General features: G+C 54.5%; 22 protein-coding genes. 9 read left to right on the top strand and 13 right to left on the bottom strand.

All coding sequences use genetic code 11. The features are described from left to right. The first annotated feature begins 277 nt into the window (after nucleotides 1-277). Complete coding sequence (locus CKQ54_RS09825) at nucleotides 278-1,561, top strand: citrate synthase (protein ID WP_112289179.1); 1,284 nt, start codon at nucleotides 278-280, stop codon at nucleotides 1,559-1,561. A 480-nt stretch (nucleotides 1,562-2,041) separates the two neighbouring features. After that, entirely contained in the window at nucleotides 2,042-5,017 is a 2,976-nt protein-coding gene (locus tag CKQ54_RS09820) for an autotransporter family protein (RefSeq protein WP_244220191.1), read from the top strand. A gap of 46 nt (nucleotides 5,018-5,063) precedes the next feature. Here the strand turns inward: CKQ54_RS09820 and nei are convergent, their stop codons facing one another. From nei to pxpB, 5 genes are read right to left on the bottom strand one after another with little or no spacing between them, the layout of a single operon-like run. Beyond that, nucleotides 5,064-5,858: an endonuclease VIII gene (gene nei, locus CKQ54_RS09815; protein ID WP_120160383.1), complete on the bottom strand. Its 795-nt coding sequence runs from the start codon at nucleotides 5,856-5,858 to the stop codon at nucleotides 5,064-5,066. Then, nucleotides 5,858-6,508 carry a pyroglutamyl-peptidase I gene (gene pcp / locus CKQ54_RS09810; RefSeq protein ID WP_120160381.1) on the bottom strand — a complete coding sequence of 217 codons (651 nt, stop codon included), beginning with the start codon at nucleotides 6,506-6,508 and terminating at the stop codon, nucleotides 5,858-5,860. Before pcp ends, nei begins: the two co-directional genes overlap by 1 nt. A 15-nt stretch (nucleotides 6,509-6,523) precedes the next feature. Then, nucleotides 6,524-7,261, bottom strand: coding sequence for a 5-oxoprolinase subunit PxpA (pxpA, locus tag CKQ54_RS09805; protein ID WP_120160379.1), 738 nt, complete (start codon nucleotides 7,259-7,261; stop codon nucleotides 6,524-6,526). Then, nucleotides 7,251-8,180, bottom strand: a complete 930-nt coding sequence (gene pxpC, locus CKQ54_RS09800; RefSeq protein ID WP_120160377.1) for a 5-oxoprolinase subunit PxpC — start codon at nucleotides 8,178-8,180, stop codon at nucleotides 7,251-7,253. The genes pxpA and pxpC overlap by 11 nt, the downstream gene beginning before the upstream one ends. Next, complete coding sequence (pxpB, locus tag CKQ54_RS09795) at nucleotides 8,174-8,839, bottom strand: 5-oxoprolinase subunit PxpB (protein ID WP_120160375.1); 666 nt, start codon at nucleotides 8,837-8,839, stop codon at nucleotides 8,174-8,176. Before pxpB ends, pxpC begins: the two co-directional genes overlap by 7 nt. Nucleotides 8,840-9,115: 276 nt before the next feature. On the opposite strand from pxpB, the gene CKQ54_RS09790 reads away from it, so the two are divergent. Beyond that, complete coding sequence (locus CKQ54_RS09790) at nucleotides 9,116-10,522, top strand: MFS transporter (protein WP_425272808.1); 1,407 nt, start codon at nucleotides 9,116-9,118, stop codon at nucleotides 10,520-10,522. Between the two features lie 116 nt (nucleotides 10,523-10,638). Here the strand turns inward: CKQ54_RS09790 and CKQ54_RS09785 are convergent, their stop codons facing one another. From CKQ54_RS09785 to CKQ54_RS09765, 5 genes are all read right to left on the bottom strand, one after another. Then, nucleotides 10,639-11,382 (bottom strand): type 2 GTP cyclohydrolase I, encoded by a 744-nt coding sequence (locus CKQ54_RS09785; protein ID WP_112289171.1) that lies wholly within the window; start codon nucleotides 11,380-11,382, stop codon nucleotides 10,639-10,641. A gap of 27 nt (nucleotides 11,383-11,409) precedes the next feature. After that, the gene (locus CKQ54_RS09780) at nucleotides 11,410-12,393 is read right to left on the bottom strand and encodes an MBL fold metallo-hydrolase (protein WP_120160371.1); all 984 of its coding nucleotides are present in this window, start codon (nucleotides 12,391-12,393) and stop codon (nucleotides 11,410-11,412) included. 31 nt (nucleotides 12,394-12,424) lie between these two features. Beyond that, a complete protein-coding gene (phrB, locus tag CKQ54_RS09775; RefSeq protein WP_120160369.1) occupies nucleotides 12,425-13,855 on the bottom strand; it encodes a deoxyribodipyrimidine photo-lyase in 1,431 nt (476 codons plus the stop codon). Nucleotides 13,856-13,865: 10 nt separating this feature from the next. Next, entirely contained in the window at nucleotides 13,866-14,819 is a 954-nt protein-coding gene (locus CKQ54_RS09770; protein ID WP_120160367.1) for a YbgA family protein, read from the bottom strand. Between the two features lie 279 nt (nucleotides 14,820-15,098). Next, complete coding sequence (locus CKQ54_RS09765; protein ID WP_095921190.1) at nucleotides 15,099-15,305, bottom strand: YbfA family protein; 207 nt, start codon at nucleotides 15,303-15,305, stop codon at nucleotides 15,099-15,101. Between the two features lie 303 nt (nucleotides 15,306-15,608). On the opposite strand from CKQ54_RS09765, the gene CKQ54_RS09760 reads away from it, so the two are divergent. The 6 genes from CKQ54_RS09760 to kdpE all read left to right on the top strand — a co-directional run bounded on the left by CKQ54_RS09760 (nucleotide 15,609) and on the right by kdpE (nucleotide 23,658). Continuing rightward, the gene (locus tag CKQ54_RS09760) at nucleotides 15,609-15,698 is read left to right on the top strand and encodes a K(+)-transporting ATPase subunit F (RefSeq protein ID WP_071823630.1); all 90 of its coding nucleotides are present in this window, start codon (nucleotides 15,609-15,611) and stop codon (nucleotides 15,696-15,698) included. Beyond that, nucleotides 15,699-17,387: a potassium-transporting ATPase subunit KdpA gene (gene kdpA / locus CKQ54_RS09755; protein WP_120160365.1), complete on the top strand. Its 1,689-nt coding sequence runs from the start codon at nucleotides 15,699-15,701 to the stop codon at nucleotides 17,385-17,387. 43 nt (nucleotides 17,388-17,430) lie between these two features. Next, nucleotides 17,431-19,497 (top strand): potassium-transporting ATPase subunit KdpB, encoded by a 2,067-nt coding sequence (gene kdpB / locus CKQ54_RS09750; RefSeq protein ID WP_120160363.1) that lies wholly within the window; start codon nucleotides 17,431-17,433, stop codon nucleotides 19,495-19,497. A 33-nt stretch (nucleotides 19,498-19,530) separates the two neighbouring features. Beyond that, nucleotides 19,531-20,109 (top strand): potassium-transporting ATPase subunit KdpC, encoded by a 579-nt coding sequence (gene kdpC / locus CKQ54_RS09745; protein ID WP_208644616.1) that lies wholly within the window; start codon nucleotides 19,531-19,533, stop codon nucleotides 20,107-20,109. A 166-nt stretch (nucleotides 20,110-20,275) separates the two neighbouring features. After that, a complete protein-coding gene (gene kdpD / locus CKQ54_RS09735) occupies nucleotides 20,276-22,972 on the top strand; it encodes a two-component system sensor histidine kinase KdpD (RefSeq protein WP_113876041.1) in 2,697 nt (898 codons plus the stop codon). Further along, nucleotides 22,969-23,658: a two-component system response regulator KdpE gene (gene kdpE / locus CKQ54_RS09730; protein WP_120160358.1), complete on the top strand. Its 690-nt coding sequence runs from the start codon at nucleotides 22,969-22,971 to the stop codon at nucleotides 23,656-23,658. Before kdpD ends, kdpE begins: the two co-directional genes overlap by 4 nt. On the opposite strand, the gene CKQ54_RS09725 is transcribed toward kdpE, so the two are convergent. From CKQ54_RS09725 to seqA, 3 genes are all read right to left on the bottom strand, one after another. Next, nucleotides 23,648-24,364, bottom strand: coding sequence for a PadR family transcriptional regulator (locus CKQ54_RS09725; protein WP_112287657.1), 717 nt, complete (start codon nucleotides 24,362-24,364; stop codon nucleotides 23,648-23,650). The two genes, kdpE and CKQ54_RS09725, sit on opposite strands and share 11 nt — an antisense overlap. A 183-nt stretch (nucleotides 24,365-24,547) precedes the next feature. Next, complete coding sequence (gene pgm / locus CKQ54_RS09720; protein WP_113876044.1) at nucleotides 24,548-26,191, bottom strand: phosphoglucomutase (alpha-D-glucose-1,6-bisphosphate-dependent); 1,644 nt, start codon at nucleotides 26,189-26,191, stop codon at nucleotides 24,548-24,550. A 25-nt stretch (nucleotides 26,192-26,216) separates the two neighbouring features. Then, nucleotides 26,217-26,771 (bottom strand): replication initiation negative regulator SeqA, encoded by a 555-nt coding sequence (gene seqA, locus CKQ54_RS09715; RefSeq protein ID WP_112287655.1) that lies wholly within the window; start codon nucleotides 26,769-26,771, stop codon nucleotides 26,217-26,219. Nucleotides 26,772-26,956: the final 185 nt, after the last annotated feature.

The following is a 26,956-nucleotide window of genomic DNA, read 5'->3' as shown; positions in this document are numbered from 1 at the left end:
GCTCAAGTTATGCAAAAGTGGTGATTGTGTAAATCCTCATGCTTCTCACAGGTACTGAGTGACAGAACAGTAATGATTTACCGAATCTTTAACAACGATGAAACGCCGCTTGTTTGTCACAGAGCAGTCTGAGACTGCAATTCGACTCAGCTCTACGTTCCCTTTTTCATTCGATCGAAGAGCTAAGGCTGACAATAATAATGACCTTACAAGGCGTCGCTTCCAGGCATTTCTGTTGTTAGGGATTTTTAAAAATAAGGCGCTAAGGAGACTGTAAATGGCTGATAAGAAAGCGACACTTACCCTACAAGGTCACGACCCGATTGAACTAAACGTGCTATCCGGCACGCTGGGCCAGGATGAAATTGATATCCGCCCGTTAGGCGCGAAAGGTTTTTTCACCTATGACCCCGGTTTTACGTCTACCGCATCTTGCGAATCTAAAATCACCTTTATCGACGGTGACGAAGGGATCCTGTTACATCGCGGCTTCCCGATTGATCAACTGGCGCAAGAATCTACTTTCCTGGAAGTGAGTTATCTGCTGCTCAACGGCGAAACCCCGACGCCAGAACAGTATGAAGAATTCAAAACCAATGTGACCCGTCATACGATGGTTCACGAGCAAATCACCCGCCTGTTCCACGGTTTCCGTCGTGACTCTCACCCGATGGCTGTGCTGTGTGGTGTGACCGGCGCACTGGCGGCGTTTTATCACGACTCGATTGACGTCGAAAATGAACGTCACCGTGAAATCGCGGCTTACCGCCTGCTGTCCAAAATGCCGACCGTGGCAGCCATGTGTTACAAATATTCCATCGGCCAGCCGTTTGTTTATCCGCGCAACGACCTGTCGTATGCCGGTAACTTCCTGCACATGATGTTCTCCACGCCGTGCGAAGAGTACAAAGTGAACCCGATTCTGGAACGCGCCATGGATCGTATTCTGATCCTGCATGCTGACCACGAACAAAACGCGTCGACGTCTACCGTGCGTACCGCCGGTTCTTCTGGCGCTAACCCGTTCGCCTGTATCGCTGCGGGCATCGCGTCCCTGTGGGGACCGGCTCACGGCGGTGCCAACGAAGCTGCGCTGAAAATGCTGGAAGAGATCAGCAGCGTTGATCACATTCCGGAATTCGTTAAGCGTGCAAAAGACAAAAATGATTCCTTCCGCCTGATGGGCTTCGGTCACCGTGTTTACAAAAACTATGACCCGCGCGCTACCGTAATGCGTGAAACCTGTCATGAAGTGCTGAAAGAGCTGGATCTGAAAGACAACCTGCTGGAAGTGGCGATGGAACTTGAGCACATTGCGCTCAACGACCCGTACTTCATCGAGAAGAAACTGTATCCGAACGTCGATTTCTACTCCGGCATCATTCTGAAAGCGATGGGTATTCCGTCTTCCATGTTTACCGTTATCTTCGCGATGGCGCGTACTGTTGGCTGGATTGCTCACTGGAGTGAAATGCATCAGGAAGGCATTAAAATCGCCCGTCCTCGTCAGCTGTATACCGGTTACGACAAGCGCGATTTCCATTCTCAGCTGAAAAAATAATTCTCCTCTAATATATAAGGCCGATGAATAACTCATCGGCTTTTTTATTTGTTAATTCACATGACAACTTAATTATATATTAAGATTTTTGAAAAAATATAAAAAGCAATACCAATGTTTGACGATTATCCCTCTGTGATATACCATCCCCCGAAATTCACCGGGCTACAAAAGCCATAGTCACCAGTAACACGATTCATTGCAATCCGGTAATTAAAAGAACGGATAAATGAAACATGTAATATAAACATGCCATTATTAAACCAAGGACATTCTGACATGGAAGAATATCGGAACGGCTCACGATCGTTTAAAAGAACATTATTATCGAGTGCCATTTTTAGCCTTTTATTACCGTCATCGGTTGTACTTGCAACAACAACATTTTCTGGCGGGAATCCCACACCTTTTGACTATCTAACCTATTCAACTACAGCTGACGGGGAACATGCCTATGTCATCACTGACGCGAATACAATAGTGACCGTCGATGGTGAAATTACTCTTGGCGAGATGACATCACCTTACCTATCTGTAGTCTCCACGACCGGCAACGAAGCCTATGCCTTCAATATTATTAATGAAGGCAAACTGGTACTTAATTATGCTGACGTCAGCACAACAAATTCCAGTAAAACATTTAACATCACTACCGGTGCTTCGGCTGAAATTAATAATGCCGATATAAGTTCAGGCAAACAGGATAGCAGTGTTATTTATGTCTCCGATAAAGGATCGGCTTTAACTGGCAATGATATTCGTATCACCAGTGATGCAGCTCAGGCCCGGGGAATTAATATCCGCTCAGGTGCGTCAGCTGATCTGAGCAATATTGACATTACCTTAACCAATGGCCGAAACGCGATCACAGTATCGGACTCAACCGCGATCATTGAAAACCTCACCATTAGTCAAAATTCTGAAAGTACTCAATCAGCTGTTTATGTATCAGGTTCGAGCGACACCAAGAAAGCCACCGCTGAGATAATAAACGGCAACGTCGAAATGACCGGTACTGGCGATATTATGGTGAACACAAACATTTACAGCGATGTCACGCTCAATGGCGGGACATATAAAGCGGTAGGTGATAATAACACCGGATTTTTTACAGCGACTAAGGGCGCGAAATTAATCGCCAATGACCTTACACTCATCACCGATGGCACGCACTCCAATGCGGTGGATGCACGGGGGGAGACAGAATTAAATAACGTCAGTATCACGACTCTGGGTAATCAGTCTTACGCTCTCTATGTCGATTCCAATGAAGCGACAAACGCGGGATTACCGCCCGTCATGCTGACTGCCAAAGATATGAAGATCAACACCACAGGGGCCAGTTCAGCCGCTGTTGTCGCTGCCCGCGCAGGGATTATGGATCTTGATGGCGCGGAGATCACAACTCAGGGATCAAACAGTAATCTGCTGGTAGCAATGAATGATTCCACCCTTGATGCCAATGCAGTCAAGGGAATGTCGACTGGCCAAGCTGCTTCCGCTATCCGTTCCTACGCCAACAGCCAGATGACCATCAGCAATAGCGAATTATCAGCCACCGGTGCATTAGCAAATGGCATCTATACGCAGGGTTTTGATGCAGACCATCAGGCCGTCGTAACGCTGGATAACAGCCTTGTCAGCAGCGCCACCAGCGAGGGAATACTGGCTGCAGGTGCCAATACCCGGATTAACGTGAACAACGGATCAACCGTGCAAAGCGGAAACGGTATTCTGCTGAAAGCTGAAAGTTTCATAGATACTGATACGGGCGTGACCGTGCAAAGTCAGGTGAACTTATCCGCCAGTAACTCGCATATGGAAGGCGAAATCATTGTCGATACCGGCAGTATTGTGGATGTCTATCTTAACAGCGGCTCTGAATGGCAAGGCACTACCGCAAATACCAACAGCGTCAATATCGATGATTCCAGCCTGTGGACACTGACGGGTGATTCGACGATTTCGCAGATGAATTCAAGCGGCACCACACACTTCACTCACAGCGGCAATGAATATTCAGAGCTGACAGTGAATGGCAATATGACCGGTGACGGCGTTTATAGCATTAATACCTACCTTGATGACAGTAATTCGCCGACAGATAAGATCCACGTAACGGGCGACATTACCGGTCAAAATACCCTGTTTGTCACCAGCACTGGCGGCAACGGTAATAATACGCTGGGTAACGGGATTGAAGTGGTTACCGTGGATGGAACGAATACGCAGGGAACCGATGCTTTCACGCTGGGGAATTCTGTTTCTGCCGGCGCTTTCAACTACGGTCTGCGTAAAGGCGATATCACCACCGGTGAGGGCGAAAACTGGTATCTGAGCAATTGCGCCAGTTACGATTGTTCAACGCCTATCCCGGATCCAGATCCTATTCCGGACCCAACGCCAGATGATAATCCGGACGACAATCCTGATGATATTCCTGATGATATTCCTGATGATATTCCTGATGATATTCCTGACGATATCCCGGATGACAATCCTGATGTCAATCCAATCCCGACGCCATCCGATGACACTCAGCCATGGCGTGAGGAAGTGCCGGGATACATCGCGGCGCCAGTGCTGAATATGCAGTATGGCTTTGATGTGATCGGGACTTACCATCAGCGTACCGGCGGTGATGTGCTGCATAAAGACGGAGCCTGGGGTCGGATTGTCGGTACTCACACTGAGAATGACGCTGGTCGTTACAGCTTTGACACCGATACCTGGTATGCACAGTTGGGTATGGATCTGATGTGGGATAAAAACGAAGAAAATACCGAACGCAGTGCCGGTATTATCGTGACACTCGGACGTCAGAATACTGATGCGCAAGACAGCCTTCGCAGCAATAACCCGATGTATTCCGTACAAACCGGCAGTTTAGACAGCGACATCTACAGCATTGGTGGTTATTACACGCTGAAAGCGCAAGATGGCGGATACATTGACGCGGTGGGCATGGGCAGCTGGTATAAAAACAGTTATGACAGCACACATGATGCCGATCAGGACGGTTATGGCGTCGCGTTATCAGTAGAAGCTGGCAAGCCATTTACCCTGCATGAAAATCTGAAAATTGAACCACAGGCGCAGGTGATCTATCAGTATCTTAATCTGGAAGATTTCAACGATGACATCAGCCATGTCTCCGGCGTATCAACCAGTAACGCGCAGGCACGCGGCGGTGTGCGGCTGTTCCTGGATAATCCGACCTGGACGCCTTATCTGACGCTGGATGCTGTCACCACTATCGGCGATGAACCAGATGTACAAATCGCGGATCAGCGACTGAAAGCAGAATTCAGCGACAGCTGGTGGCAGACAGGCGCAGGTCTGGCGGGCAAACTCAGTGAAAACACCACGATTTATACTGACGTCCGCTACCAGAAAGGCTTTGATTCAGATCTGGAAGGCTACAGCGGCAATCTGGGTATCAAAGTGAATTTCTGATCCTTATTGGACTGAGCAAGGGCACTCCGGTGCCCTTTTTTTTCACTCATACCTGACACACCGGACACCAGAAAAACGGTCGCGATGACACGCTGGTTTTCGCGATCGGATCACCGCAGCGCTCACAAGGCATACCCGTGCGGCCAAACACCTTAAAGCGAAACAGCGCGCCGTGATGCACATTTTCATCCATCGTGCCGCGTGTAGCATAAGATAACCGCGCAACAGACAAACAGGCATCCGCCAGCGCATCCAGTTCCGCTTCGTTCAGTTCTTTCGGTTTATGATCTGGCAATAGTTTCGCCAGCCAGAGAATTTCCGCCCGCAGATAGTTGCCCAGCCCGGCCAGAAAAGCCTGATCCAGCAACATTCCGCCTAACTGCCGGTTGCAGAATTTAGGTGAAAGTAACCGCTCACGTACCTGTGCGACCGTCAACGTCTCATCCAGCACGTCGGGGCCGATACGTTGCAGGAACGGATGATTCTCGATTTCCGCCGAATCGTAAATACTGATTTCCGACGCGCTGTACAGCAGGATCGCCGCGCCGGTGGTCTGCAATTTTACCCGCAGCGAGCGTTTGGTTTCTTTCGCCACTTCACCGGCATTCACCACCCGCCAGACACCATAGAGCTGATTGTGGCTGTAGAGCGTCAGTCCGTTAGAAAAGTGCGTCAGCAGCGCTTTGCCACGCGTTTCAATCGAGGTGATTTTCGTTCCGCGCAGTGCAGACTGATATGGTTTTAATGAGGGAAACGCAAACCACGCTTCCGTAAGCGGTTTATTGACCACCGCTTCTGCCAGTAAATCGGCAGCGCGGCGGATTTCAGGACCTTCTGGCATCAGTGAGTCGCACCCTCAGCAATTTTCAAATCTTGTTCCGTGTGCAGCGCGATAGCGATAGTCAGCTCAAGGGCGTTCAGGACAGTGTGTACTGACATACTCGGCGCGCCAGGATGCTTCGCCGCCTGTTCCGGCAGATAAGGAATATGGATAAAACCGCCCTTCACCACCTTGCATGACGGCTGGGCCAGCCGGTGCATCAGCCCGTACATCACGTGATTACAGACATAGGTACCGGCGGTTTGTGATACGCACGCCGGAATACCAGATTCGCGTAATCCGCTGACAATCGTTTTGATCGGCAGTGAGGAAAAATAGGCCGCAGGTCCGTCGGCGACAATGGTTTCGTCCACCGGCTGATTGCCTTCGTTATCAGGAATACGCGCATCATCGACGTTGATCGCCACACGTTCGAGACTGAAATCGACGCGCCCGCCCGCCTGTCCGACGCAAATCACCATTTCCGGCAGGATTTCATCAATTGCCGTATTCAGCGCATCAATGGCTTTACCGAACACACACGGCAACTGACGCACCACAATCTGCGCGCCGGATAACTCCAGATCGCCGAGTTGTTTGACCACTTCCCATGACGGATTCACACGCTCGCCGCCAAAAGGCTCAAAACCGGTTACCAGAACTTTACGCATTGATATTCCCTAAGATCAGCCCGCGCTGATCTGAATGTTTTGCTCACCAAACGCTTCCCGCAACCGGCGGGCGAAAGTCAGTGCGTGCTCACCGTCGCCGTGAAGGCAGACAGTATCGGCGCTGACCGGCACCCAGAGGCCTTCGCGGCTGAGAACTTTGCCTTGTTGCACCATCGCCAGCGTCTGGTCCAGCGCCAGTTCGTCGCTTTCAATCATGGCATCCGGCTGACTGCGCGGCACCAGCGTGCCGTCACTTTGATACCGGCGGTCAGCAAATACTTCCTGACGCGTTTGCAGCCCGAGCCGCTCACCCGCGCGGATCAATTCACTGCCCGCCAGTCCGACCAGACGCAGCCCCGGGTTGATGGTATGCACCGCACGGGCAATCGCATCAGCCAGAATAGCGTCGGTCGCAGCCTGATTGTAAAGCATGCCGTGCGGCTTCACGTGAACCATTTCCCCGCCTTCCGCACGGGTGATGGCGGCCAGTGCGCCGAGCTGATACACCACCTGTGCGTACACCGTTTCAGGAGGCAACCGCATCGCAGTACGGCCAAAGTTTTCCCGGTCGGGAAACGACGGATGTGCGCCAATCGCCACGCCGTATTTCAGCGCCCAGCGTACAGACTGACGCATGGTCTGCGCGTCACCGGCATGGAATCCGCAGGCAATATTGGCGGAACTGACCAGTTGCAACAGTGCCTCATCGTTGGCACAGCCTTCGCCTAAATCCGCGTTGAGATCAACGACCATGCAGCCCCCGTTTTACCTGCTCAATAAACAGCGATTGCTCACGCAGCGCTTTCTGCGCCTCTTCTGGCGTACATTTCACAAAGTGAACGGGTTCGCCAAGGCGGATTTGCGCCAGATTATATAAATCGGCTTCGATGACACAGGCGATACGCGGATAACCGCCGGTAGTCTGGGCATCGGCCATCAGCACAATCGGTTGTCCGCCGTGCGGCACCTGTACCACGCCCGGTAACAAGCCGTGCGACAACATTTCGCGATCAGTTTCGCGCTTCAGGACATGCCCGTGCAGACGATAGCCCATACGGTTACTTTGCGGACTAAGCTGCCAGGAAGCACGCCAGAATTCTTCACGCGACTGCGCGCTGAATTCCTGATATTCCGGTCCCGGCAAGGCACGGATGCGGTTGCCGAAGAGCAACTGTTTAATGCCGCCGGAATGCTTCGGCTGCTGGGATGAGTCGCCGGTGGGAAGCTGATCGCCATCCTGCAACTGACGCCCCTGAAAACCGCCAAACCTGGCTTTCAGATCCGTACTGCGCGACCCCATGACTTGTGGCACATCAATCCCGCCGGAAATTGCCAGATAACTGCGCATACCGCGCGTCGGCATTTTCATCGTCAGAATCTGTCCCGGCTTCACCGGATAATTCCAGCCGGTCCAGAGATCTTTGCCATCGAGTTGCGCGTGACAGCCCGCGCCGGTCAGCGCAATCCATCCTTCACGGTGAAACTCTGCGCTGAACTGACCGAGCGTGATTTCCAGACCGGCGGCATTCTCGTCATTGCCGACCAGCAGATTAGCAATCCGCAACGCCGGCGCATCCAGCGCACCGGACTGGCTGACGCCCTGCTGGCGATAACCGTTACGGCCTAAATCCTGCACGGTGGTCAACATCCCTGCGCGTAAAACCTTCAGCATACGCCCTCCTTTTGTGGCACGAAGCGCACGCTGTCACCCGGCAGGAGTAATGTCGGAATTTCGCGCAGCGGATCAAACATTGCCAGCAACGTTTGCCCGATCAACTGCCAGCCGCCCGGCGTGGCCAGCGGATAAATACCCGTCTGGCTGCCGCCGATACCGACCGAACCTGCGGGTACAGAAAGACGCGGTTCACCATGACGCGGTGTGCTCAGTTTCTCCGGCATGCCGCCCAGATAAGGGAAGCCGGGCTGGAAACCCAGGAAGAAGACGGTGTAATCAATGCCACTGTGGCATTCGACCACCTGACGCGGCGTCATACCGGTATGCTGCGCCACATGCTCTAAATCCGGGCCCTGCGTGCCGCCGTAAATCACCGGAATTTCAATCAGCCGTGATGCCGGCTCAATCGCTTCACTCTCTTCCCACCAGGTTTGCAGGCGTTCAATCGCATCCAGCGCCGAACTTTGCGCGTCGGTGAGTAACACCGTCAGGTTATTCATACCGGGTATGACTTCGCGGACACCGGGATAGGTCGCCCGATCCTGTAAACGCTGAGCCAGTCCCCAGATACGCTGCTGGCTCGCCAGCGAAACCGGAGGTTCCAGTTCCAGCACTACCGCGCGTTCACCCAGCAGGTAACATCGTGCTCGTTGCACTCAGGCACTCCTCAAAGAAAGGTTGTGGATCATCAGGTTATTTACTAAATCAATAGTGTGTGATTTGTTATCAGTTATGCGTGAAATCGAGTGGTGATGTCAACTCATCTGCCCTTTTGCACGGGACACTGAGGTTTCGCCCGCCGTCCGCAACTGGTACTCTCATAAAAGTTGCTGTTTTTTTAGCGTTTGGATAACGCCTTCGTTACACAATAGGGATGGCCTGTGAGAAAACCGTTAGCACTCTTCTTTCCGCTGTACACCACGACATTACTGATGCTGCTGGGCTCCGGCCTGCTGACTACCTACATTTCCCTGCGTTTGTCCGCTGTCCACGTCAGCGGCGCGATGATCGGGGCAATCATTGCGGCCAACTACATCGGGCTGGTGATCGGCGGTAAAGTCGGCCACATTCTGATTGCCCGCGTCGGGCACATTCGCGCATACGTTTCCTGTTCCGGCATCATTACCGCCGCCGTGCTAGGTCATGGCCTGACCGACATTATCCCGATCTGGGTGGTGCTGCGCCTGATCATCGGCTTGTGCATGATGGTGCAATATATGGTGCTGGAAAGCTGGCTTAACGACCAGGCCGAATCCAGTCAGCGCGGCGTGGTATTCGGCTTTTATATGGTGGCGTCTTATCTCGGGATGGCACTTGGTCAGGTGGTGCTGATGCTCAACAGCGATTTAGGCGTCAGTACGCTCATCGTTATCGCGCTGTGTTTCGCCCTGTGTCTGGTGCCGATTGCCCTGACGACGCGCACCAACGTCGGACATATGTCTCCGGCGCCGATGGAGCTGAAATTCTTTATCGGCGCGATCCCCAAAGTGCTGGCTATCACGTTGCTGATTGGCATGGTCGTCGGGTCGTTCTACGGGCTGGCGCCGATTTACACCAGCCAGCAATCGCTGAGCACACAACAAACCGGTCTGTTTATGGCGCTGGCGATTTTCGCCGGATTACTGGCGCAGTTCCCGCTGAGCTGGCTGTCGGATCGGTATAACCGCAACATGCTGATGCGCATTAACGCGATTCTGCTGGCCGTGGCGGCATTGCCGCTGGCGCTGCTCACGCATATCTCCTTCCCGCTGCTGCTTGGCATCGGTTTTATCGTCAGCCTGATGCAGTTCACGTTGTACCCGCTGGTCGTCGCGCTGGCCAATGACATGATCGAGCCGGAACGCCGTGTTTCGCTGTCCGCCTGTCTGCTGATGGCGTTCGGCGTCGGTGCCTGTATCGGTCCGCTGGCGGTCGGCGCGCTGATCGAGCCACTGGGTGGCAATATTTTGTACGCATTTTTTGCGATTTGCGGCGGCGGCATTGTGGCGCTGAGCCGGACATCGAAAAAAGAAGAAGAGACGCAGATGGCGGTCGATGCACCGGTTCCGCACATCGCCATGCCGGACAGCCTGAGCAGTTCCCCGCTTTCTCCTGCACTGAATCCGGCCTTTGATGAGCAGATGATTCAGGACACCATGCCCGCGCCGGAAAATGTGGTTGAACCGCTGGTTGAGGAAAGCGAAGCCGCAGAGCAAGAAGAGGAAGAAGAGGAAGAAGAGGAAAGTAAGTATCCACCGCAGGGCGCAGACCCCGAAGTGGATACCGGATTACAGCGGGCGTTTACCCTGCTGGAAGACAGCGTTCCTGAAGAGACAACTGATAAAACGATACATAAGTAAGGGGCGTAATCGTTGCAGGCAGTTTGGATTCGGCCAGCGCGCAGGGACAGGAGCGTACAATGAGTACGTGACTGTCACGAGCACTGCCCGGATTCAGAATGGCAAATAAGATAGCCCTAGGCAGGGTTATCAATGTCGATAAACATGACGTCCAGCCCATGTTCCGCTGCCAGCCATTCGCCCAGCGCCTTCACGCCATAACGTTCTGTGGCGTGATGGCCGGCGGCGTAGAAATGCAGCCCCATTTCGCGGGCAATATGTATCGTCTGTTCGGACACTTCGCCGCTGATAAAGGCATCGACGCCATATTCCGCCGCTTTCTGAATGTAGCCCTGACCGCCACCGGAACACCACGCCACACGGCGGATTTCAGCCGGTGCATTCTGTGAACTGTGAAGGACGTTGCGATCCAGCGTCACTTCGATGCGCTGTCGAAACTCTTCACCGGTCAGCGGTTTTTCCAGCTCGCCCCACGGCAACAACACGGCAATTTCGCCCTGCACGTTAATTCCGAACAGCTTTGCCAGTTGCGCGTTATTGCCCAGTTCAGGATGGCCGTCAAGCGGCAGATGATAGGCGTACATGTTGGTGTCAGTCGCCAGCAACGTCTTGAGACGGTTGCGTTTCATGCCACGAATTTCAGCCGGTTCGTCTTTCCAGAAGTAACCGTGATGCACCAGCACCGCATCGGCTTCCACCGCAATCGCGGCATCCAGCAAATCTTGCGACGCCGTCACACCGGTCACCACGCGTTGTACTTCGCGACGGCCTTCAACCTGTAATCCGTTCGGCGCGTAATCTTTGTAGTTGCTGATGTCCAGTTTCTGATTAATCAGGCGTTCAAGCTGGAGATTATTCATGGCGTTTCTCGTTATTAAATGAATGGTCTATTTGACCTCTAATTTATCACCCTGCGCCATTCTGACAAACTTCACGCCAAATTTATTGCCTTTCTCCAGCTGTGCCATGATCTCTTTTTCAGGATCCGCACCCGCTTTCAGGCCCGGTTTGACATGGCTGATGATCACCGTCAGATCTTTCAGCGAACCCTCGCCCCCAGCGTATTGCTGCAAAATCCCCAGTTCTTTGAGCAACCAGTCCGGTGTCAGGTGCCCGAACAGTTTGCTGTCAGGCACACCATCAGGATAAGAGGTCTCGATGATGATGCCTTTCAGCCGTTTGGCTTTCACCTCATCACCCAGAACGCGCCAGACGGTATCCAGGTTCTTCGATTTTTCGACTTCATCCGGGCCGGTATCGCCGAAGAAGGCAAACGACTCTTTATTGCGGCTCACCAGAATCATGCTCGATGGTGTGCCGCCATGGCTGAGCGGATAAATATTGCCATCCAGCCCGGTCAGCCCGAGAGAAAAACGTTGCGCCGGACGCTGCTGATTCAGGCGATAAGTGCCGATGCGCAAACCGCTGCCGGAGTCGGTGAAGTTCGGCCAGACGCGGCCATTGAAATAATGCTGGCGCAGCGTACCGATGGTATCCGCCGTGCCGTAAATCGGTTTTTTGCTGTCTTCCGGGGAGCTGATAATCAATCCCGCAAGATGGTCGAGATGACCGTGACTGATAAAGTATCCGCCAATCAGATTGCGGAAAATCGCGCCCTGCGGGGTCAGCGGCGCGGCATTTTCAGCGGTCACCTGCGGAAAACTGCCCTTATCCAGCGCCTTGCGGATGCCCGGCAAAACAGAACCGGCATCCAGCCCGAGATAGAGTTTTTGATCATCACTTCTGATCAGGTACGAGGTGAGATTGCCTTCTTCGACGCCGCCGTTCACGCCCAGCGCCACCACATCAAATCCTGCGGTGGCCTGTCCCGCCCAGCATGCCAGCATCAGCGCCAGCAGGTACTTTTTCATCACATCGCTCCTTGTCGTGGTGAGAGTAAGGTCAGTCAGACCGGTTTTTTGCCGCCTCAAATGCCGCGAGCGTATCTTTTCTCGCCCGCGCATGATCAATAACCGGCAGCGGGTAGTCTAGCACGCGATGTTGTTTTTCCGCCCAGCGATGGGGTTGATGAATGTCTCTTTCTGGCACATCCGCCAGTTCAGGCACCCAGGCTTTGATAAAGCGTCCTGCTTTGTCAAAACGTTCACCCTGCGTGGTCGGGTTGAAAATACGGAAATACGGTGCGGCGTCGGTGCCGGTAGAAGCGCCCCACTGCCAGCCGCCATTGTTGGCCGCCAGATCGCCGTCGAGCAGTTGCGACATGAAATAACGCTCGCCTTCGCGCCAGTTAATCAGCAAATCTTTCACCAGAAAACTGGCGACAATCATACGCAGGCGGTTGTGCATCCAGCCTGTTGAATTCAGCTGACGCATTGCCGCATCCACAATCGGATAACCGGTTTTACCGTCTTTCCACGCCTGTAACTCTTCCGGTGCATGACGCCAGCGTACATTGTCGGTCCATTCCACGAACGGCTGATGCTTACAAAGCTTCGGCCAGGCAACAATCAGATGACGGTAAAACTCACGCCACACCAGCTCATTCAGCCAGCCGAACGCGCCGCCGTCAGTTTTCTCCAGTACATCCGGGCATTCGGTGCGCAGACGGTTAAGACACTGACGCGGCGAAAGCACGCCGATAGCCAGATAAGGCGACAGCGAACTGGTGCCGTCGACCGCCGGTAGATCGCGTTGTTCGAGATAATCCTGAACCTGTTCCCGGCAGAAACTGCGCAGCTGATGACGCGCAGCTTCTTCGCCAATCGCAAAGTCGTCACCAATATCGGCCAGCGGATAATCGAAGGGCATCAGCCGGTGCATCACCACTTTTCCGGCATTTCCCCGGACTTGTGGCGCAGGCAGGGAACGGCTGTCGGACTCGGTCAGGCGGGATAAAAACGCGCGGCGAAAAGGCGTATACACCTTGTACATTTCATTATTGCCGGTCGTGACCGAACCCGGCGGCAGCAGCAAGCTGTCGTCAAACGCGTGGCAGATGACCGATTCACTGACCGCTTTTTCAACTGCCGCATCCCGCTGACGTTCATTGAATTCATACTGTTTATTGTAAAACAGTGCATCCACTTTTTCGGATTTACAGAAATCCTTCAGCCAGTCCACGCTGTCAGCAAAATCATCACACTGATGGTAATGCAGTCCGATACCGCGCTCTGCCAGTGAATGTTGCAGTGCCTGAAGATGCTGATAAATAAACATCGCCTGCCGTGGTGCCATCTCATGCTGTTTCCACTGTTCCGGCGTGGCGATAAAAAGGGCAATCACTCGCGCCTGCGGGTCTTCACAGGCAGCATGCAACGCGCGGTTATCGGTTATCCGCAGATCATTACGGAACCAGACTAAATGCGTGGTCATAACACTCCTTTTAATGTCCGTATCGAAGTTTTAGTGCTTCCGGGTAAGGCTCGAAATAACGCTGGTCAGCCAGATAAGCGTCCGGATATTCCGACATGTAATGCTTGAGCAACGTGATTGGCGCCAGCAGCGGCTGCATGCCCTGACGGTAACGGTCGATCAGTCCGGCCAGTTCCTGACGTTGTGGCGAACTCAGCTGTTTACGGAAATATCCCTGCACGTGCATCAGCACGTTGGTGTGATTGCGGCGCGTGGCCTTATGACTCAGCAGATTCATCAGCCGCAGGCGATATTCTTTAAAGTATTCTTCAAGGGAATCCCATTCGGCCATCGCGGCAACAAAGCGCCCCAGCTCGCGGTATTCCGGCTGCGAATGGGCCAGCAAAATGAGTTTATAACGGCTATGGAAAGCCATCAGTTTGCCGCGCGTCAGACCGCTTTCCCGCAGCTGATTGAGTTCAAACAGCGTAAAAATGCGCTCGACAAAATTCTCACGTAACACCGGATCATTAAGACGCCCGTCCTCTTCTACCGGCAGCCACGGATGCTGCTTCATCAGCTCGGCGGTATAAATCCCGACGCCGGATTTTTTGGCGTCTTTACCGTTGGCGCTGTAAACGCGCACCCGCTCCATTCCGCAGCTGGGAGATTTTGCACAAACGATATAGCCACAAAGGTGATCGAGCGGTGCAACGCGTTTTTCCGCGTAGGCCTGCATCTTCTCAGTGATATCGGTCGTTTCATCGTTGCTGAAACGCATGATCACGCCGTCGTCGTGTTTAATCAGACGCAGTGCCGCGCGGGGTGCGGGTAAGCCGATGGCCATTTCCGGACAGATCGACTCAAAGCGCACATAAGGTGATAACTGCTCGACGGCAAACGCCAGGCGTTTATGACCGCCATCAAAACGCACGTTGTCGCCCAACAGACATGCACTGATGCCAACTGGAATTGTTTTCGCCATGGTCAGCTCCCGGTATTAAGAAAAAAGAGGGGTGCCTTAACTTCATCACCTGCATGTATAACCTTAGCACAAGTTATACATAAAAATAATGTTGTACAGGTTTATCGACCAGCAATAAAAAACCCCGCGGGGAAACGGGGTTTTTGGCTCCTCCCCCTGCGAAGGGGGAGGATGGGAGGGGGTTTAGCAGACCGAACAACGGTTTACGCAGACTTCAAATCGGGTGTTTGAACTTAATACCCCACCCCAACCCTCCCCTTCGCAGGGGAGGGAGCTAAATTAATAAAAATCCTGGGTCGCCATCTCAGCATGACTCAGCCACACCGGCTTATCGCTGGTTTTCATCCAGACGCGGTGTAAATAGCTGTAAAAACGAGCGCGGTCAGCGCGGAACAGCATGACCGGCAGAGCCAGCACACCGGCTGCGATAACAAAAGCGCGGCGGGCCAGTATGCGGGTCATTGTATATGGCGTGTATTCATTCATCGCGTTGCTCCTGTGAAATTTGGAAAGTTTTCGGAAACTGTAAGTTGCGAAAAATATACTGCAATTGATGAAATTTTACTACTCATCTGACCACTTAAAAGTGTAAATATTCGCCAATTTTGCCCTGACACTGTAATTAAGTTACAGAATGGTTAAATAAATACGCAATTAAAGTTTCTTTATGGTTTCATTTTTGCGCATTTTTATACTTTTTTTACACTGCGGTTATGTTTCTTTTCAGGATCTTTTCCCGCCTTTCCTTATTCTCGCCACAACATAAAAACACACCTGTGGAGGTGGATTGTGAGTGTTGGCGTAATCTGCGGCGCATTACTGGTTCTTCTGCTGCTCGGCTATCTGGTTTATGCCCTGCTGAATGCGGAGGATTTTTAAATGGCCGCAACCGGATTCTTACTGATTGCCAGTTTTATGCTGGTGCTTTTGCTGCTGGCAAAACCACTGGGTAATTTTATTGCTCAACTGATCGAAGGACAGCCCGGCGCATTTATTCAACGCATTGAAAACGGTGTTTTACGCACGTCTGGCAGCAGCCATGCTGAAATGAACTGGTGGCAGTACGCGCTGGCGATCATGGTATTCAACATTCTGGGCATTATTGTGCTGACGGCGATGCTGATGGCACAGGGCGCGTTGCCGATGAATCCGCAGCACTATGGCGGACTGTCATGGGATCTGGCCTTTAACACCGCGGTAAGTTTCGTCACCAACACTAACTGGCAGGCTTACAGCGGCGAAAGTACGCTGAGCTATCTCAGTCAGATGGTCGGACTGACCGTGCAAAACTTCCTTTCTGCTGCCACCGGTATCGCCGTAGCGTTCGCTCTGATCCGCGCTTTTGCGCGTCCTTCAGCGCAGACCATCGGTAACGCCTGGACTGATTTATGGCGCATCACGCTGTATCTGCTTCTGCCGGTGTCCTTCCTGCTGGCGCTGTTTTTCGTCAGTCAGGGCGTACTGCAAAACTTCGAAGCGTATCAGCACATCACCACGCTGGAAGGCCTGCAACAAACATTGCCGATGGGGCCGGTGGCTTCTCAGGAAGCGATCAAAATGCTCGGCACCAACGGCGGTGGCTTCTTTGGCGCTAACTCCGCGCATCCGTTTGAGAACCCGACGGCGCTGACCAACATGGTGCAGATGCTGGCAATTTTCATTATCCCTTGTGCGCTGTGCTTCGCGTTTGGCCGGGTGGTCGGCGACAACCGTCAGGGACACGCGCTGGTCTGGGCGATGTCGGTGATTTTTGTCGTCTCGGTGGTAGTGGTGATGTACGCCGAACTCAAAGGTAACCCGCACTTCACGATGCTCGGTGCGGACAGCAACTTCAATATGGAAGGTAAGGAAAGCCGCTTCGGCATTCTGGCTTCCAGCCTGTATGCGGTGGTCACCACGGCGGCATCGTGCGGTGCGGTCAACGCCATGCACGATTCCTTCACCGCGCTCGGCGGCATGGTACCGATGTGGCTGATGCAGATCGGTGAAGTGGTGTTCGGCGGCGTGGGTTCCGGCCTGTACGGCATGCTGTTGTTCGTGCTGCTGACGGTGTTTATCGCCGGGCTGATGATCGGCCGCACACCGGAATATCTCGGTAAGAAAATCGACGTTTACGACATGAAGATGACCGCACTGGCGATCCTGGTTACACCGACGCTGGTGCTGCTCGGCACCGCGCTGGCACTGGTCACCGACGCAGGTCGCGCGGGGATTTTAAACCCCGGCGCACACGGTTTCAGTGAAGTGCTGTACGCGGTGTCCTCCGCGGCCAACAACAACGGCAGCGCGTTTGCCGGACTGAGTGTTAACACACCGTTCTACAACCTGTTGCTGGCAGCGTGCATGTTCTTTGGCCGCTTCGGGGTGATCATTCCGGTGCTGGCGATTGCCGGTTCACTGGTGGCGAAAAAGCGCCAGCAGGCAGGCAACGGCACCCTGCCGACGTCCGGCCCGCTGTTTATCGGCCTGCTGGTCGGCACCGTGTTGTTAGTCGGCGCGCTGACCTTTATTCCGGCACTGGCGCTGGGACCGGTCGCGGAACATTTGCAGGTCTGGTCAGCACAGTAATGCTGCGTAACTCGTTGAACTGATGAATATAGAGACTAAAAAGATGAGTCGTAAACAACGTGCGTTATTTGAACCCCGCCTGATCCGCACTGCCCTGCTGGATTCGGTGAAAAAGCTGGATCCCCGCGTTCAGTGGCGCAATCCGGTGATGTTCGTGGTGTATCTGGGCAGCATCCTGACCACCCTTATCTGGCTGGCGATCTTGCTGCACCGTACCGACGGCAGCGCGGCTTTTACCGGCAGCGTGTCGCTGTGGCTGTGGTTCACCGTGCTGTTTGCCAACTTCGCCGAAGCGCTGGCGGAAGGCCGCAGCAAGGCGCAGGCGCAGAGCCTGAAAGGCGTGCAGAAAACCAGCTGGGCGAAAAAAATCTACGAACCGCGCCCTGAATCGCCGGTGATCAAAGTCGCCGCCGATACGCTGCGCAAAGGCGATTACGTGCTGATCGAAGCAGGCGATACCGTGCCGTGCGACGGCGAAGTGCTGACCGGCGGTGCATCTGTGGATGAAAGCGCGATTACCGGTGAGTCCGCGCCGGTGATCCGCGAATCCGGCGGTGATTTCTCCTCGGTTACCGGCGGGACGCGCGTGTTGTCCGACTGGCTGGTTGTGGAGTGTTCGGCCAACCCCGGCGATACCTTCCTCGACCGCATGATTGCGATGGTCGAAGGCGCGAAACGCCGCAAGACCCCAAACGAAGTGGCGCTGACCATTTTGCTGGTGGCGCTGACGCTGGTGTTCGTGCTGGCAACGGCGACGCTGTATCCGTTCTCACTGTTCAGCGTGGGCGCTAGTCACGCCGGCATTCCGGTGACTGTCACCGTGCTGGTTGCGCTGCTGGTGTGTCTGATCCCGACCACCATCGGCGGCTTATTGTCGGCTATCGGCGTGGCGGGGATGAGCCGTATGCTGGAAGCCAACGTCATTGCCACCAGCGGTCGTGCGGTAGAAGCCGCCGGTGACGTGGATGTATTGCTGCTGGATAAAACCGGCACCATCACGCTCGGTAACCGTCAGGCTTCGCAGTTCCTGCCCGCCCCTCAGGTGACGGAACAGGAACTGGCTGATGCCGCGCAGTTATCGTCTCTGGCGGATGAAACACCGGAAGGCCGCAGTATCGTGGTACTGGCGAAGCAGCGCTTTAATCTGCGCGAACGCGATATTCATTCACTGAATGCGACCTTCGTGCCCTTCTCCGCGCAAACCCGCATGAGCGGCGTTAACGTCGGTGAGCGCAGTATCCGTAAAGGTGCGGTGGATGCGATCCGTCGTCATGTGGAATCCAACGGCGGCACCTTCCCGAAAGCCGTTGATGAGCTGGTGGAAAACGTAGCGCGCAAAGGCGGCACGCCGCTGGTAGTGGCGGAAGGCGCGAAAGTATTGGGCGTGGTCGAACTGAAAGATATCGTCAAAGGCGGCATTAAGGAACGTTTCGCCGAACTGCGCAAAATGGGCATCAAAACGGTGATGATCACCGGGGATAACCGTCTGACCGCCGCTGCGATTGCCGCCGAAGCAGGTGTGGATGATTTTCTGGCGGAAGCCACGCCGGAAGCCAAACTGGCGTTGATCCGTCAGTATCAGTCGGAAGGCCGTTTAGTGGCGATGACCGGCGACGGTACCAACGACGCCCCGGCTCTGGCGCAGGCCGATGTCGCGGTGGCGATGAACTCCGGTACGCAAGCGGCGAAAGAAGCGGGGAACATGGTCGATCTCGATTCCAACCCGACCAAGCTGATTGAAGTCGTGCATATCGGTAAACAGATGCTGATGACGCGCGGCTCACTGACCACCTTCAGTATCGCCAACGATGTGGCGAAGTATTTCGCCATTATCCCGGCGGCATTCGCGGCGACCTATCCGCAGCTGAATGCGCTGAACGTCATGCACCTGACGTCGCCGTCGTCGGCCATCATGTCGGCGGTTATTTTCAACGCCCTGGTGATTGTGTTTCTGATCCCGCTGGCGCTGAAAGGCGTGAGCTATAAAGCCATGAGTGCCGCCGCCCTGCTGCGCCGTAACCTGTGGATTTATGGCGTCGGCGGACTGCTGGTGCCATTTGCGGGTATCAAACTGATTGACGTGATCCTGACCGTTTTACATCTGAGCTGATTTTTGAGGAAGACCATTATGTCCGTTAAAAGAATGTCCTATGTCCGCCCGGCTCTGGTGATGACGGTTCTGCTGACGCTGGCGACCGGCGTGGTGTATCCGCTGCTGACCACCGGCGTCTCAGAACTGGTGTTCCGTACTCAGGCCATGGGTTCGCTGGTTAAAGACAGCGGGAATAAAGTGATTGGCTCAGAACTGATCGGGCAGAATTTTACCCGTAATGATTATTTCTGGGGACGTCCTTCTGTCACCTCCGACTCGCCATATAACCCGATGGCGTCCGCTGGCAGCAATCTGGCGGCCAGTAATCCGGCGCTGGATCAGGCGGTGAAAGACCGTGTGGCTGCGCTGCGCAAGGCCAACCCGCAAAGTCCGGCGGCGGTGCCGGTGGATCTGGTCACCGCCAGTGGCAGTGGTTTAGACCCGCAGATTTCGGTCGCCGCCGCCCAATGGCAGGCACCGCGCATTGCTGCCGCGCGTGGTCTGCCACTGGCGCAAGTGAATAAATTGATTGATGATAATACATCATCGCCGCTGATTGGTTTCCTCGGCCCCGACGTGGTTAACGTGCTCGGGATGAATCAGGCGCTGGATGAACTGAAAACCAATTAACCAATTAACCAATTAACCAATTAACCAATTAACCAATTAACCAACCAAAATAATTCGGGTTGCAGGAAGGCGACAAGTGAAGGAGTCCCGATGAGCTTACATAAGTAAGTGATTCGGGTGACTGAGTGAAGCCAACGCACCTGCAGCTCGAAGTATGAAGGGTGATATGACAGAAGAAAGACCCGATCCTGACAGCCTGCTGGCGCTCGCCAATGAGAAACCACGCGGGCAACTGAAAGTCTTTTTCGGCGCCTGTGCGGGCGTCGGGAAAACTTTTGCCATGTTGCAGGAAGCACAGCGTCTGCGCGCCACCGGTCTCGACGTGCTGGTTGGGGTGGTGGAAACCCACGGAAGGGAGGAAACGCAGGCGCTGCTGCCGGGGCTTTCTCTGTTACCACCGAAACGCATAAACCACCGCGGTCGTCAGGTGCAGGAATTTGACCTCGATGCCGCGCTGGCCCGCCGCCCTGCCCTGATCCTGATGGACGAACTGGCGCACAGCAATGCCGCCGGTTCGCGCCATCCGAAGCGCTGGCAGGATGTCGAAGAGTTACTCGATGCCGGAATCGACGTGTTTACCACCGTCAACGTGCAGCATCTCGAAAGCCTGAACGATGTGGTCAGCGGCGTCACCGGCATTATTATTCGCGAAACCGTTCCCGACCGTCTGTTTGATGACGCCAGCGAAGTGGTGCTGGTGGATTTGCCGCCAGACTCCCTGCGCCAGCGCCTGAAAGAAGGCAAAGTTTATATTCCCGGTCAGGCCGAACGCGCCATCGAACACTTCTTCCGTAAAGGCAATCTCATTGCCCTGCGCGAGCTTTCCCTGCGCCGCACCGCCGATCGCGTTGACGATCAGATGCGCGAATACCGCGACGATCAGGGCGTTAATCGTGTCTGGCATACCCGCGACGCACTGTTGCTGTGCATTGGTCACGGCGGCGGTAATGAAAAACTGGTGCGTGTTGCATCGCGCATGGCCGCACGTCTCGGCTGCGTCTGGCATGCGGTGTATGTAGAAACGCCACGTCTGCATCGTCTGCCGGAAGGTCAGCGACGCGCCATTTTGCACTCCCTGAAACTGGCGCAGGAGCTGGGCGCGGAAACCGCCACCCTCTCCGATCCGCAGGAAGAACAGGCGATTTTACGCTACGCCCGCGAGCATCGTCTGGGCAAAATCGTGACCGGCCGCCGCCGCGAAAAACGCTGGAAGTTCAGCGCCAGTTTTGCCGATAAACTGGCAAATATCGCGCCGGATCTCGATCTCATCGTGGTCGGACTGGAAGATTCCCCGCCCAATCCGGCACGCAAAGAACAGGACTCACGCACATTCGCTGACCGCTTCAGCCGCCAGCTCTGGGGCTGCTCGCTGGCAGTGGCGCTGTGTGCGGTGATCACCGTGATGTCGCAATGGCTGGTGCCGACCTTCGATCAAGCCAACCTGGTGATGGTGTATCTGCTCGGCGTGGTGATTGTCGCGCTGTTTTATGGCCGCTGGCCGTCGGTGCTGGCGGCAGTAATCAATGTCGTTAGCTTCGATCTGTTTTTCGTCCAGCCTCGCGGCTCACTGGCGGTCACTGATGCACAGTATCTGGTGACGTTCGGCGTCATGCTGATCGTCGGTATTCTGATCGGGAATCTGACCGCCGGTGTGCGTTATCAGGCGCGCATCGCCCGTCACCGTGAAAAACGCGCGCAGCATCTGTATGAAATGTCCAAAGGGCTGAGCCAGTCGCTGACGCCGGAAGCCATTGCGCAAACCAGCCGCCACTTTATTTCTTCCAGCCTGAATGCCAAAACCGCCATTTTGCTGCCGCAGGAGAATGGCGAACTGGCACAACCTGCCGGTGAAACCACGTCGATTGTGGTGGATGACGCCATCGCCCGCTGGAGTTTCGATAAAAAAATGCCTGCCGGTGCGGGCACCGATACCCTGCCCGGCGTGCCGTATCAGCTTTTGCCGCTGATTGCTTCCGGTGAATCCCGCGGTCTGCTGGCGGTCGAACCGCCGAATATCCGCCAGCTACTGGTGCCGGAACAGCAACGTCTGCTACAAACTTTCACCGTGCTGATTGCTAATGCCCTGGAACGCCTGCATCTGGCCGCCAGCGCGGAAACAGCAAGACTGGAAACTGAACGCGAGCAACTGCGCAACTCACTGCTTTCAGCGCTTTCCCATGACCTGCGCACGCCTCTGACGGTGCTTTTCGGGCAGGCGGAAATCCTGACGCTGGATCTGGCATCGGAAGGTTCGAAGCACGCCCCGCAGGCCAGCCAGATCCGCCAGCAGGTACTGAGCACCACACGGCTGGTGAATAATCTGCTGGATATGGCGCGCATTCAGTCCGGCGGATTTAATCTGCGCAAAGAGTGGCAGTCAGTGGAAGAAATCACCGGCAGCGCGCTGCGGATGCTTGAACCGGTGCTGGCTCACGACCACATCGAGATAGATTTGCCGAAGGAAATGGTGCTGGTGAACTGCGACGCCAGCCTGATTGAACGGGTGCTGATCAATCTGCTGGAAAATGCCCATAAATATGCCGGTATTGGCGCGACGATTGGCATAAAAGCCACACCGCTGGATGAGTGGCTGGAGATCGAAGTCTGGGATAACGGTCCGGGAATTCCGGCCGGTGCCGAACACGCTATTTTCGAAAAATTCGCCAGGGGAAATAAAGAGTCAGCTATTCCCGGCGTGGGGTTGGGATTAGCGATTTGCCGTGCCATTATTGAGGTGCACGACGGACGAATTTGGGCGGAGAATGGCCCTGACGGCGGCGCGCGTTTCCGTTTCAGGCTGCCGCTGGAAGCCCTGCCCGAGATGGAAGCGGATATGGACACTGACATCGACGAGGCAACGTGAGCGCATCCCCGGTAAATATTTTAATTGTTGAAGACGAAAAAGAGATCCGCCGCTTTGTGCGCACGGCGCTCGAGGCGGAAGGCTTGCGGGTATTTGAAAGTGAGACGCTGCAACGCGGGCTGATTGAGGCCGGCACGCGTAAACCGGATCTGATTATTCTCGATCTCGGTTTACCGGACGGTGACGGCCTGACGTATATCCGCGATTTGCGCCACTGGAGCGCGATCCCGGTGATTGTGCTGTCCGCTCGCACGAGTGAAGAAGACAAAATTGCCGCGCTGGATGCCGGTGCCGATGATTTTCTGACCAAGCCGTTTGGCGTTGGTGAGCTGCTGGCGCGGGTTCGCGTGGCGCTGCGCCGTCATGCGGGCAATTCACAGGAAAGTCCGCTGGTCACGTTTGCGGATGTGACGGTAGATTTGATCAACCGCCGCGTACAACGAAACGGGGAAGATTGTCATCTGACGCCGATTGAGTTTCGCCTGCTGGCCGAACTGCTGGCAAACAGCGGCAAAGTGATTACTCAGCGTCAGTTACTGAGTCACGTGTGGGGCCCGAATTACGTCGAACACAGCCATTATCTGCGCATCTACATGGGGCATTTGCGCCAGAAACTGGAGGCCGACGCCACCCGGCCGCGTCATTTACTGACTGAAACCGGCGTAGGCTATCGTTTTATGCCTTAGGTTCGTCAGTTTCCGGTTTGGCTTCGCCAAATTCAGCTTCCAGACTTTCCGCAGCCTGCTGCAAAATGGCACTCACCCGCACCACCTGCTCCGGCGTTAAATCCGAACGCATCATGTTGCCGCGCAGCGCGTGACGCAGGCGGTGCATCGATTCATGAATACCTTCTGCCAGATTGTTTTCACGCGGACGCTGAGCGCCAGCCAGACGGGCAAAAATCACATCCACCGCCGCCTGATGCTGCGCCAGTTCGACTTTTCCGGCTTCAGTTATCTGATAGCTTTTACGACCATTACCGGTGGCGACAGGCTCGAGGAAATCCTGCTCTTCCAGCAGCGTCAGCGTCGGATAAATGACGCCAGGGCTTGGCACATACAGACCGGAAGACGCTTCTTCGATGGCTTTGATCAACTCATAACCGTGGCTTGGTTTCTTCGCCACCAGCGCCAGCAGCACGCGGCGCAAATCACCGTGTTCAAACAGACGATGCACACCGCGCTCGCCACGACCACCGCGACGGCCTTCGCCACGTCCGCGACGTTCGCGCCCTTCTTCACCACGTTCTTCACCACGATGGCGGCCATCCCGGCGCAACATGTGACGCTCGCTGTGATCGCTGCGATCTGATTCATGACGGCAATGACCACGATGCCCTTCTTCCCGGCAACCGTGACCGCGGTGGCGGCCTTCAAACATTTTGCTAAACATAGTTTACGTCCTATTTAGATATATCGAATTATTTCGATATATCTAAACTAGATCGATTTTCAGAAACTGGCAAGCCGAAAAGCGCATTTAGATATATCTTTTTCGTCTCTGAACTGGCGGCAAGAAATGCGCAAAAAAAAAGCGCTGAATAATCAGCGCCTTTGATGAGAAACAGAAAACGGCTTATTTAGCGTCGGCAAGAACCTTGCTGACGATTTCTACCGCTTCTTTCTCAATTTGTTCGCGGTGTTCAGCACCGAGGAAGCTTTCACAATAAATTTTGTAGGCTTCTTCTGTACCGGACGGACGTGCCGCGAACCAGCCGTTTTTGGTCATCACTTTCAGGCCGCCGATTGACGCGCCGTTACCCGGAGCGTTGGTCAGACGGGCAGTGATCGGGTCACCGGCCAGCGTGTCGGCTTTCACCTGTTCAGGAGAAAGTTTAGACAGCGCGGCTTTCTGCGCGTGAGTTGCAGGTGCCTGAATACGGTTGTAGCTTGGCGCGCCAAAGCGGGCAGCCAGCTCGTTGTAATGTTCCTGCGGGTTCTTGCCGGTGACGGCGGTGATTTCCGCGGCCAGCAGGCACATGATGATACCGTCTTTGTCGGTAGACCACGGGGTGCCATTGAAACGCAGGAAAGAAGCCCCTGCACTTTCTTCGCCACCAAAACCGAAGCTGCCGTCAAACAGACCATCAACGAACCATTTAAAGCCTACCGGTACTTCTACCAGTTTACGGCCTAAATCTTCCACTACGCGGTCGATCATCGCGCTGGAAACCAGCGTTTTACCGACGGCAACCTCTTTGCCCCACTGCGGACGGTGCTGGAACAGGTACTGAATCGCCACCGCCAGATAATGGTTGGGGTTCATCAGACCGGCTGGCGTCACAATGCCGTGGCGGTCGTAGTCAGGGTCATTGGCAAAGGCCAGATCGAATTTATCACGCAGCGCCAGCAGACCGGCCATGGCGGATTCAGACGAGCAGTCCATGCGGATCACACCGTCGTGGTCGAGATGCATGAAACGGAAAGTCTGATCGACTTCATCGTTCACCAGCGTCAGATCCAGTTTGTAATGCTCAGCGATGCGCTTCCAGTATTCGATACCGGAACCACCGAGAGGATCCACACCCAGTTTCAGGCCTGCTTTCTGAATCGCGGCCATATCAACGATGTCGGTCAGGCCTTCGATAAACGGCTGAACCAGATCCTGCGCCACCAGATGACCACTTTTCCACGCCTGATCCAGAGACTGACGTTTCACACCCGCAAGCTTCGCAGCCAGCAGTGCGTTAGCGCGTTTCTCAATCACGGAGGTCAGGTTGGTATCTGCCGGGCCACCGTTGGTCGGGTTGTATTTGATGCCGCCATCTTCCGGTGGATTGTGCGAAGGGGTGATGACGATGCCATCAGCCAGCGCGCCGCCGTTGCGGTTGTGGGTCAGGATAGCGTGAGACACCGCAGGCGTCGGCGTGAAGCCGTTGTCTTCCTGCACGATGACATCCACGCCATTCGCCGTCAGCACTTCCAGCACAGAGATAAACGCCGGTTCAGACAACGCATGTGTGTCTTTACCCACGTAGCACGGGCCGGTGGTGCCCTGCTCTTTACGCACTTCAGCAATTGCCTGAGCAATGGCCAGGATGTGCGCTTCATTAAAGCTGTGACGCAACGAACTACCGCGATGACCGGACGTGCCGAATTTCACAGCGTGTGCTGTATTAGCCGGATCCGGTTGCAGAACGTAATACTGTGACGTTAACTGCGCCACATTAATCAAATCGCTTTGCTGAGCAGGTTGCCCTGCACGGGGGTGATTAGCCACTGGCGCTTCTCCCTTACGCTGAAATTTAGAGGGTGCCGCACACTTTGTCAGTCAGTTCCGCCGGGAACTGCATGAGTTGCATGATGTGTTCGATCATGCTGCGTTTGCGACCTGTGTTGGTATTCGTAATAACCCAATACGGCGTTCCGGGAACGTGTTTAGGCTTGGTATGAATGCCGTTTTGCAGCAGGGTTTGCTGGTCACCGGCAAAATAGGTACGTGTGCGGCCCGTTAATGACTCGGTCGCAACGGCAAATTCTTTCGGGTTCAGGCCATACAAGGTCGACAGGATCAACATAAAGCGGTTCACCGCTTTGGTCTGCTCTGCGTATTCGTCAGACAGCAAAAGTTCACGGACGGCGCGGACTTTATCACGCGACGTCGGTGCTGCAGCGGCGACAGGTTTTTCCTGTGCAACGGTGCCGGCAATAATGGAAGCATTCACTGTCGCGGCAGGAGCGGTCTGTCCGGCAGTAAACTTCAACATACGGCGTAAAATATCAGACGCACTTTCACCGATAGCCTGCGTGTGGCTGGCAATGTAGCGGTAGAGTTCTTCGTCAACCTCAATAGTTTTCATCTTTATCCAGTACTGTTTTTCTACTTAATTCAAAAGGATTATACAAATTTCTACACAGTAACAAACAGGGGAATTGCGCCGCGAAGCAAAAACCAGACTACTTCCCGTTTTTGCTGCATGCAGGCTCCGGCCTGTTCTTGCTTCTGGTAGTCAAATCCCGCTCAGGCATCTGGCAGAAACTTTCT

This window comes from Rahnella variigena, from assembly GCF_003610915.1.
GTDB lineage: Bacteria > Pseudomonadota > Gammaproteobacteria > Enterobacterales > Enterobacteriaceae > Rahnella > Rahnella variigena.
Note: the sequence above shows the minus strand (reverse complement) of the source record. Positions and strands in the feature narration are given on the sequence as shown.

Excerpts from the sequence above, each read along its gene's own strand:
- CKQ54_RS09825 (WP_112289179.1), top strand. The coding sequence starts at position 278 with ATGGCTGATAAGAAAGCGACACTTACCCTACAAGGTCACGACCCGATT.
- nei (WP_120160383.1), bottom strand. The coding sequence starts at position 5,858 with ATGCCAGAAGGTCCTGAAATCCGCCGCGCTGCCGATTTACTGGCAGAA.
- pcp (WP_120160381.1), bottom strand. The coding sequence starts at position 6,508 with ATGCGTAAAGTTCTGGTAACCGGTTTTGAGCCTTTTGGCGGCGAGCGT.
- pxpA (WP_120160379.1), bottom strand. The coding sequence starts at position 7,261 with ATGGTCGTTGATCTCAACGCGGATTTAGGCGAAGGCTGTGCCAACGAT.
- pxpC (WP_120160377.1), bottom strand. The coding sequence starts at position 8,180 with ATGCTGAAGGTTTTACGCGCAGGGATGTTGACCACCGTGCAGGATTTA.
- CKQ54_RS09790 (WP_425272808.1), top strand. The coding sequence starts at position 9,116 with ATGCTGCTGGGCTCCGGCCTGCTGACTACCTACATTTCCCTGCGTTTG.
- CKQ54_RS09785 (WP_112289171.1), bottom strand. The coding sequence starts at position 11,382 with ATGAATAATCTCCAGCTTGAACGCCTGATTAATCAGAAACTGGACATC.
- CKQ54_RS09780 (WP_120160371.1), bottom strand. The coding sequence starts at position 12,393 with ATGAAAAAGTACCTGCTGGCGCTGATGCTGGCATGCTGGGCGGGACAG.
- phrB (WP_120160369.1), bottom strand. The coding sequence starts at position 13,855 with ATGACCACGCATTTAGTCTGGTTCCGTAATGATCTGCGGATAACCGAT.
- CKQ54_RS09770 (WP_120160367.1), bottom strand. The coding sequence starts at position 14,819 with ATGGCGAAAACAATTCCAGTTGGCATCAGTGCATGTCTGTTGGGCGAC.
- CKQ54_RS09765 (WP_095921190.1), bottom strand. The coding sequence starts at position 15,305 with ATGAATGAATACACGCCATATACAATGACCCGCATACTGGCCCGCCGC.
- kdpA (WP_120160365.1), top strand. The coding sequence starts at position 15,699 with ATGGCCGCAACCGGATTCTTACTGATTGCCAGTTTTATGCTGGTGCTT.
- kdpB (WP_120160363.1), top strand. The coding sequence starts at position 17,431 with ATGAGTCGTAAACAACGTGCGTTATTTGAACCCCGCCTGATCCGCACT.
- kdpC (WP_208644616.1), top strand. The coding sequence starts at position 19,531 with ATGTCCTATGTCCGCCCGGCTCTGGTGATGACGGTTCTGCTGACGCTG.
- kdpD (WP_113876041.1), top strand. The coding sequence starts at position 20,276 with ATGACAGAAGAAAGACCCGATCCTGACAGCCTGCTGGCGCTCGCCAAT.
- CKQ54_RS09725 (WP_112287657.1), bottom strand. The coding sequence starts at position 24,364 with ATGTTTAGCAAAATGTTTGAAGGCCGCCACCGCGGTCACGGTTGCCGG.
- seqA (WP_112287655.1), bottom strand. The coding sequence starts at position 26,771 with ATGAAAACTATTGAGGTTGACGAAGAACTCTACCGCTACATTGCCAGC.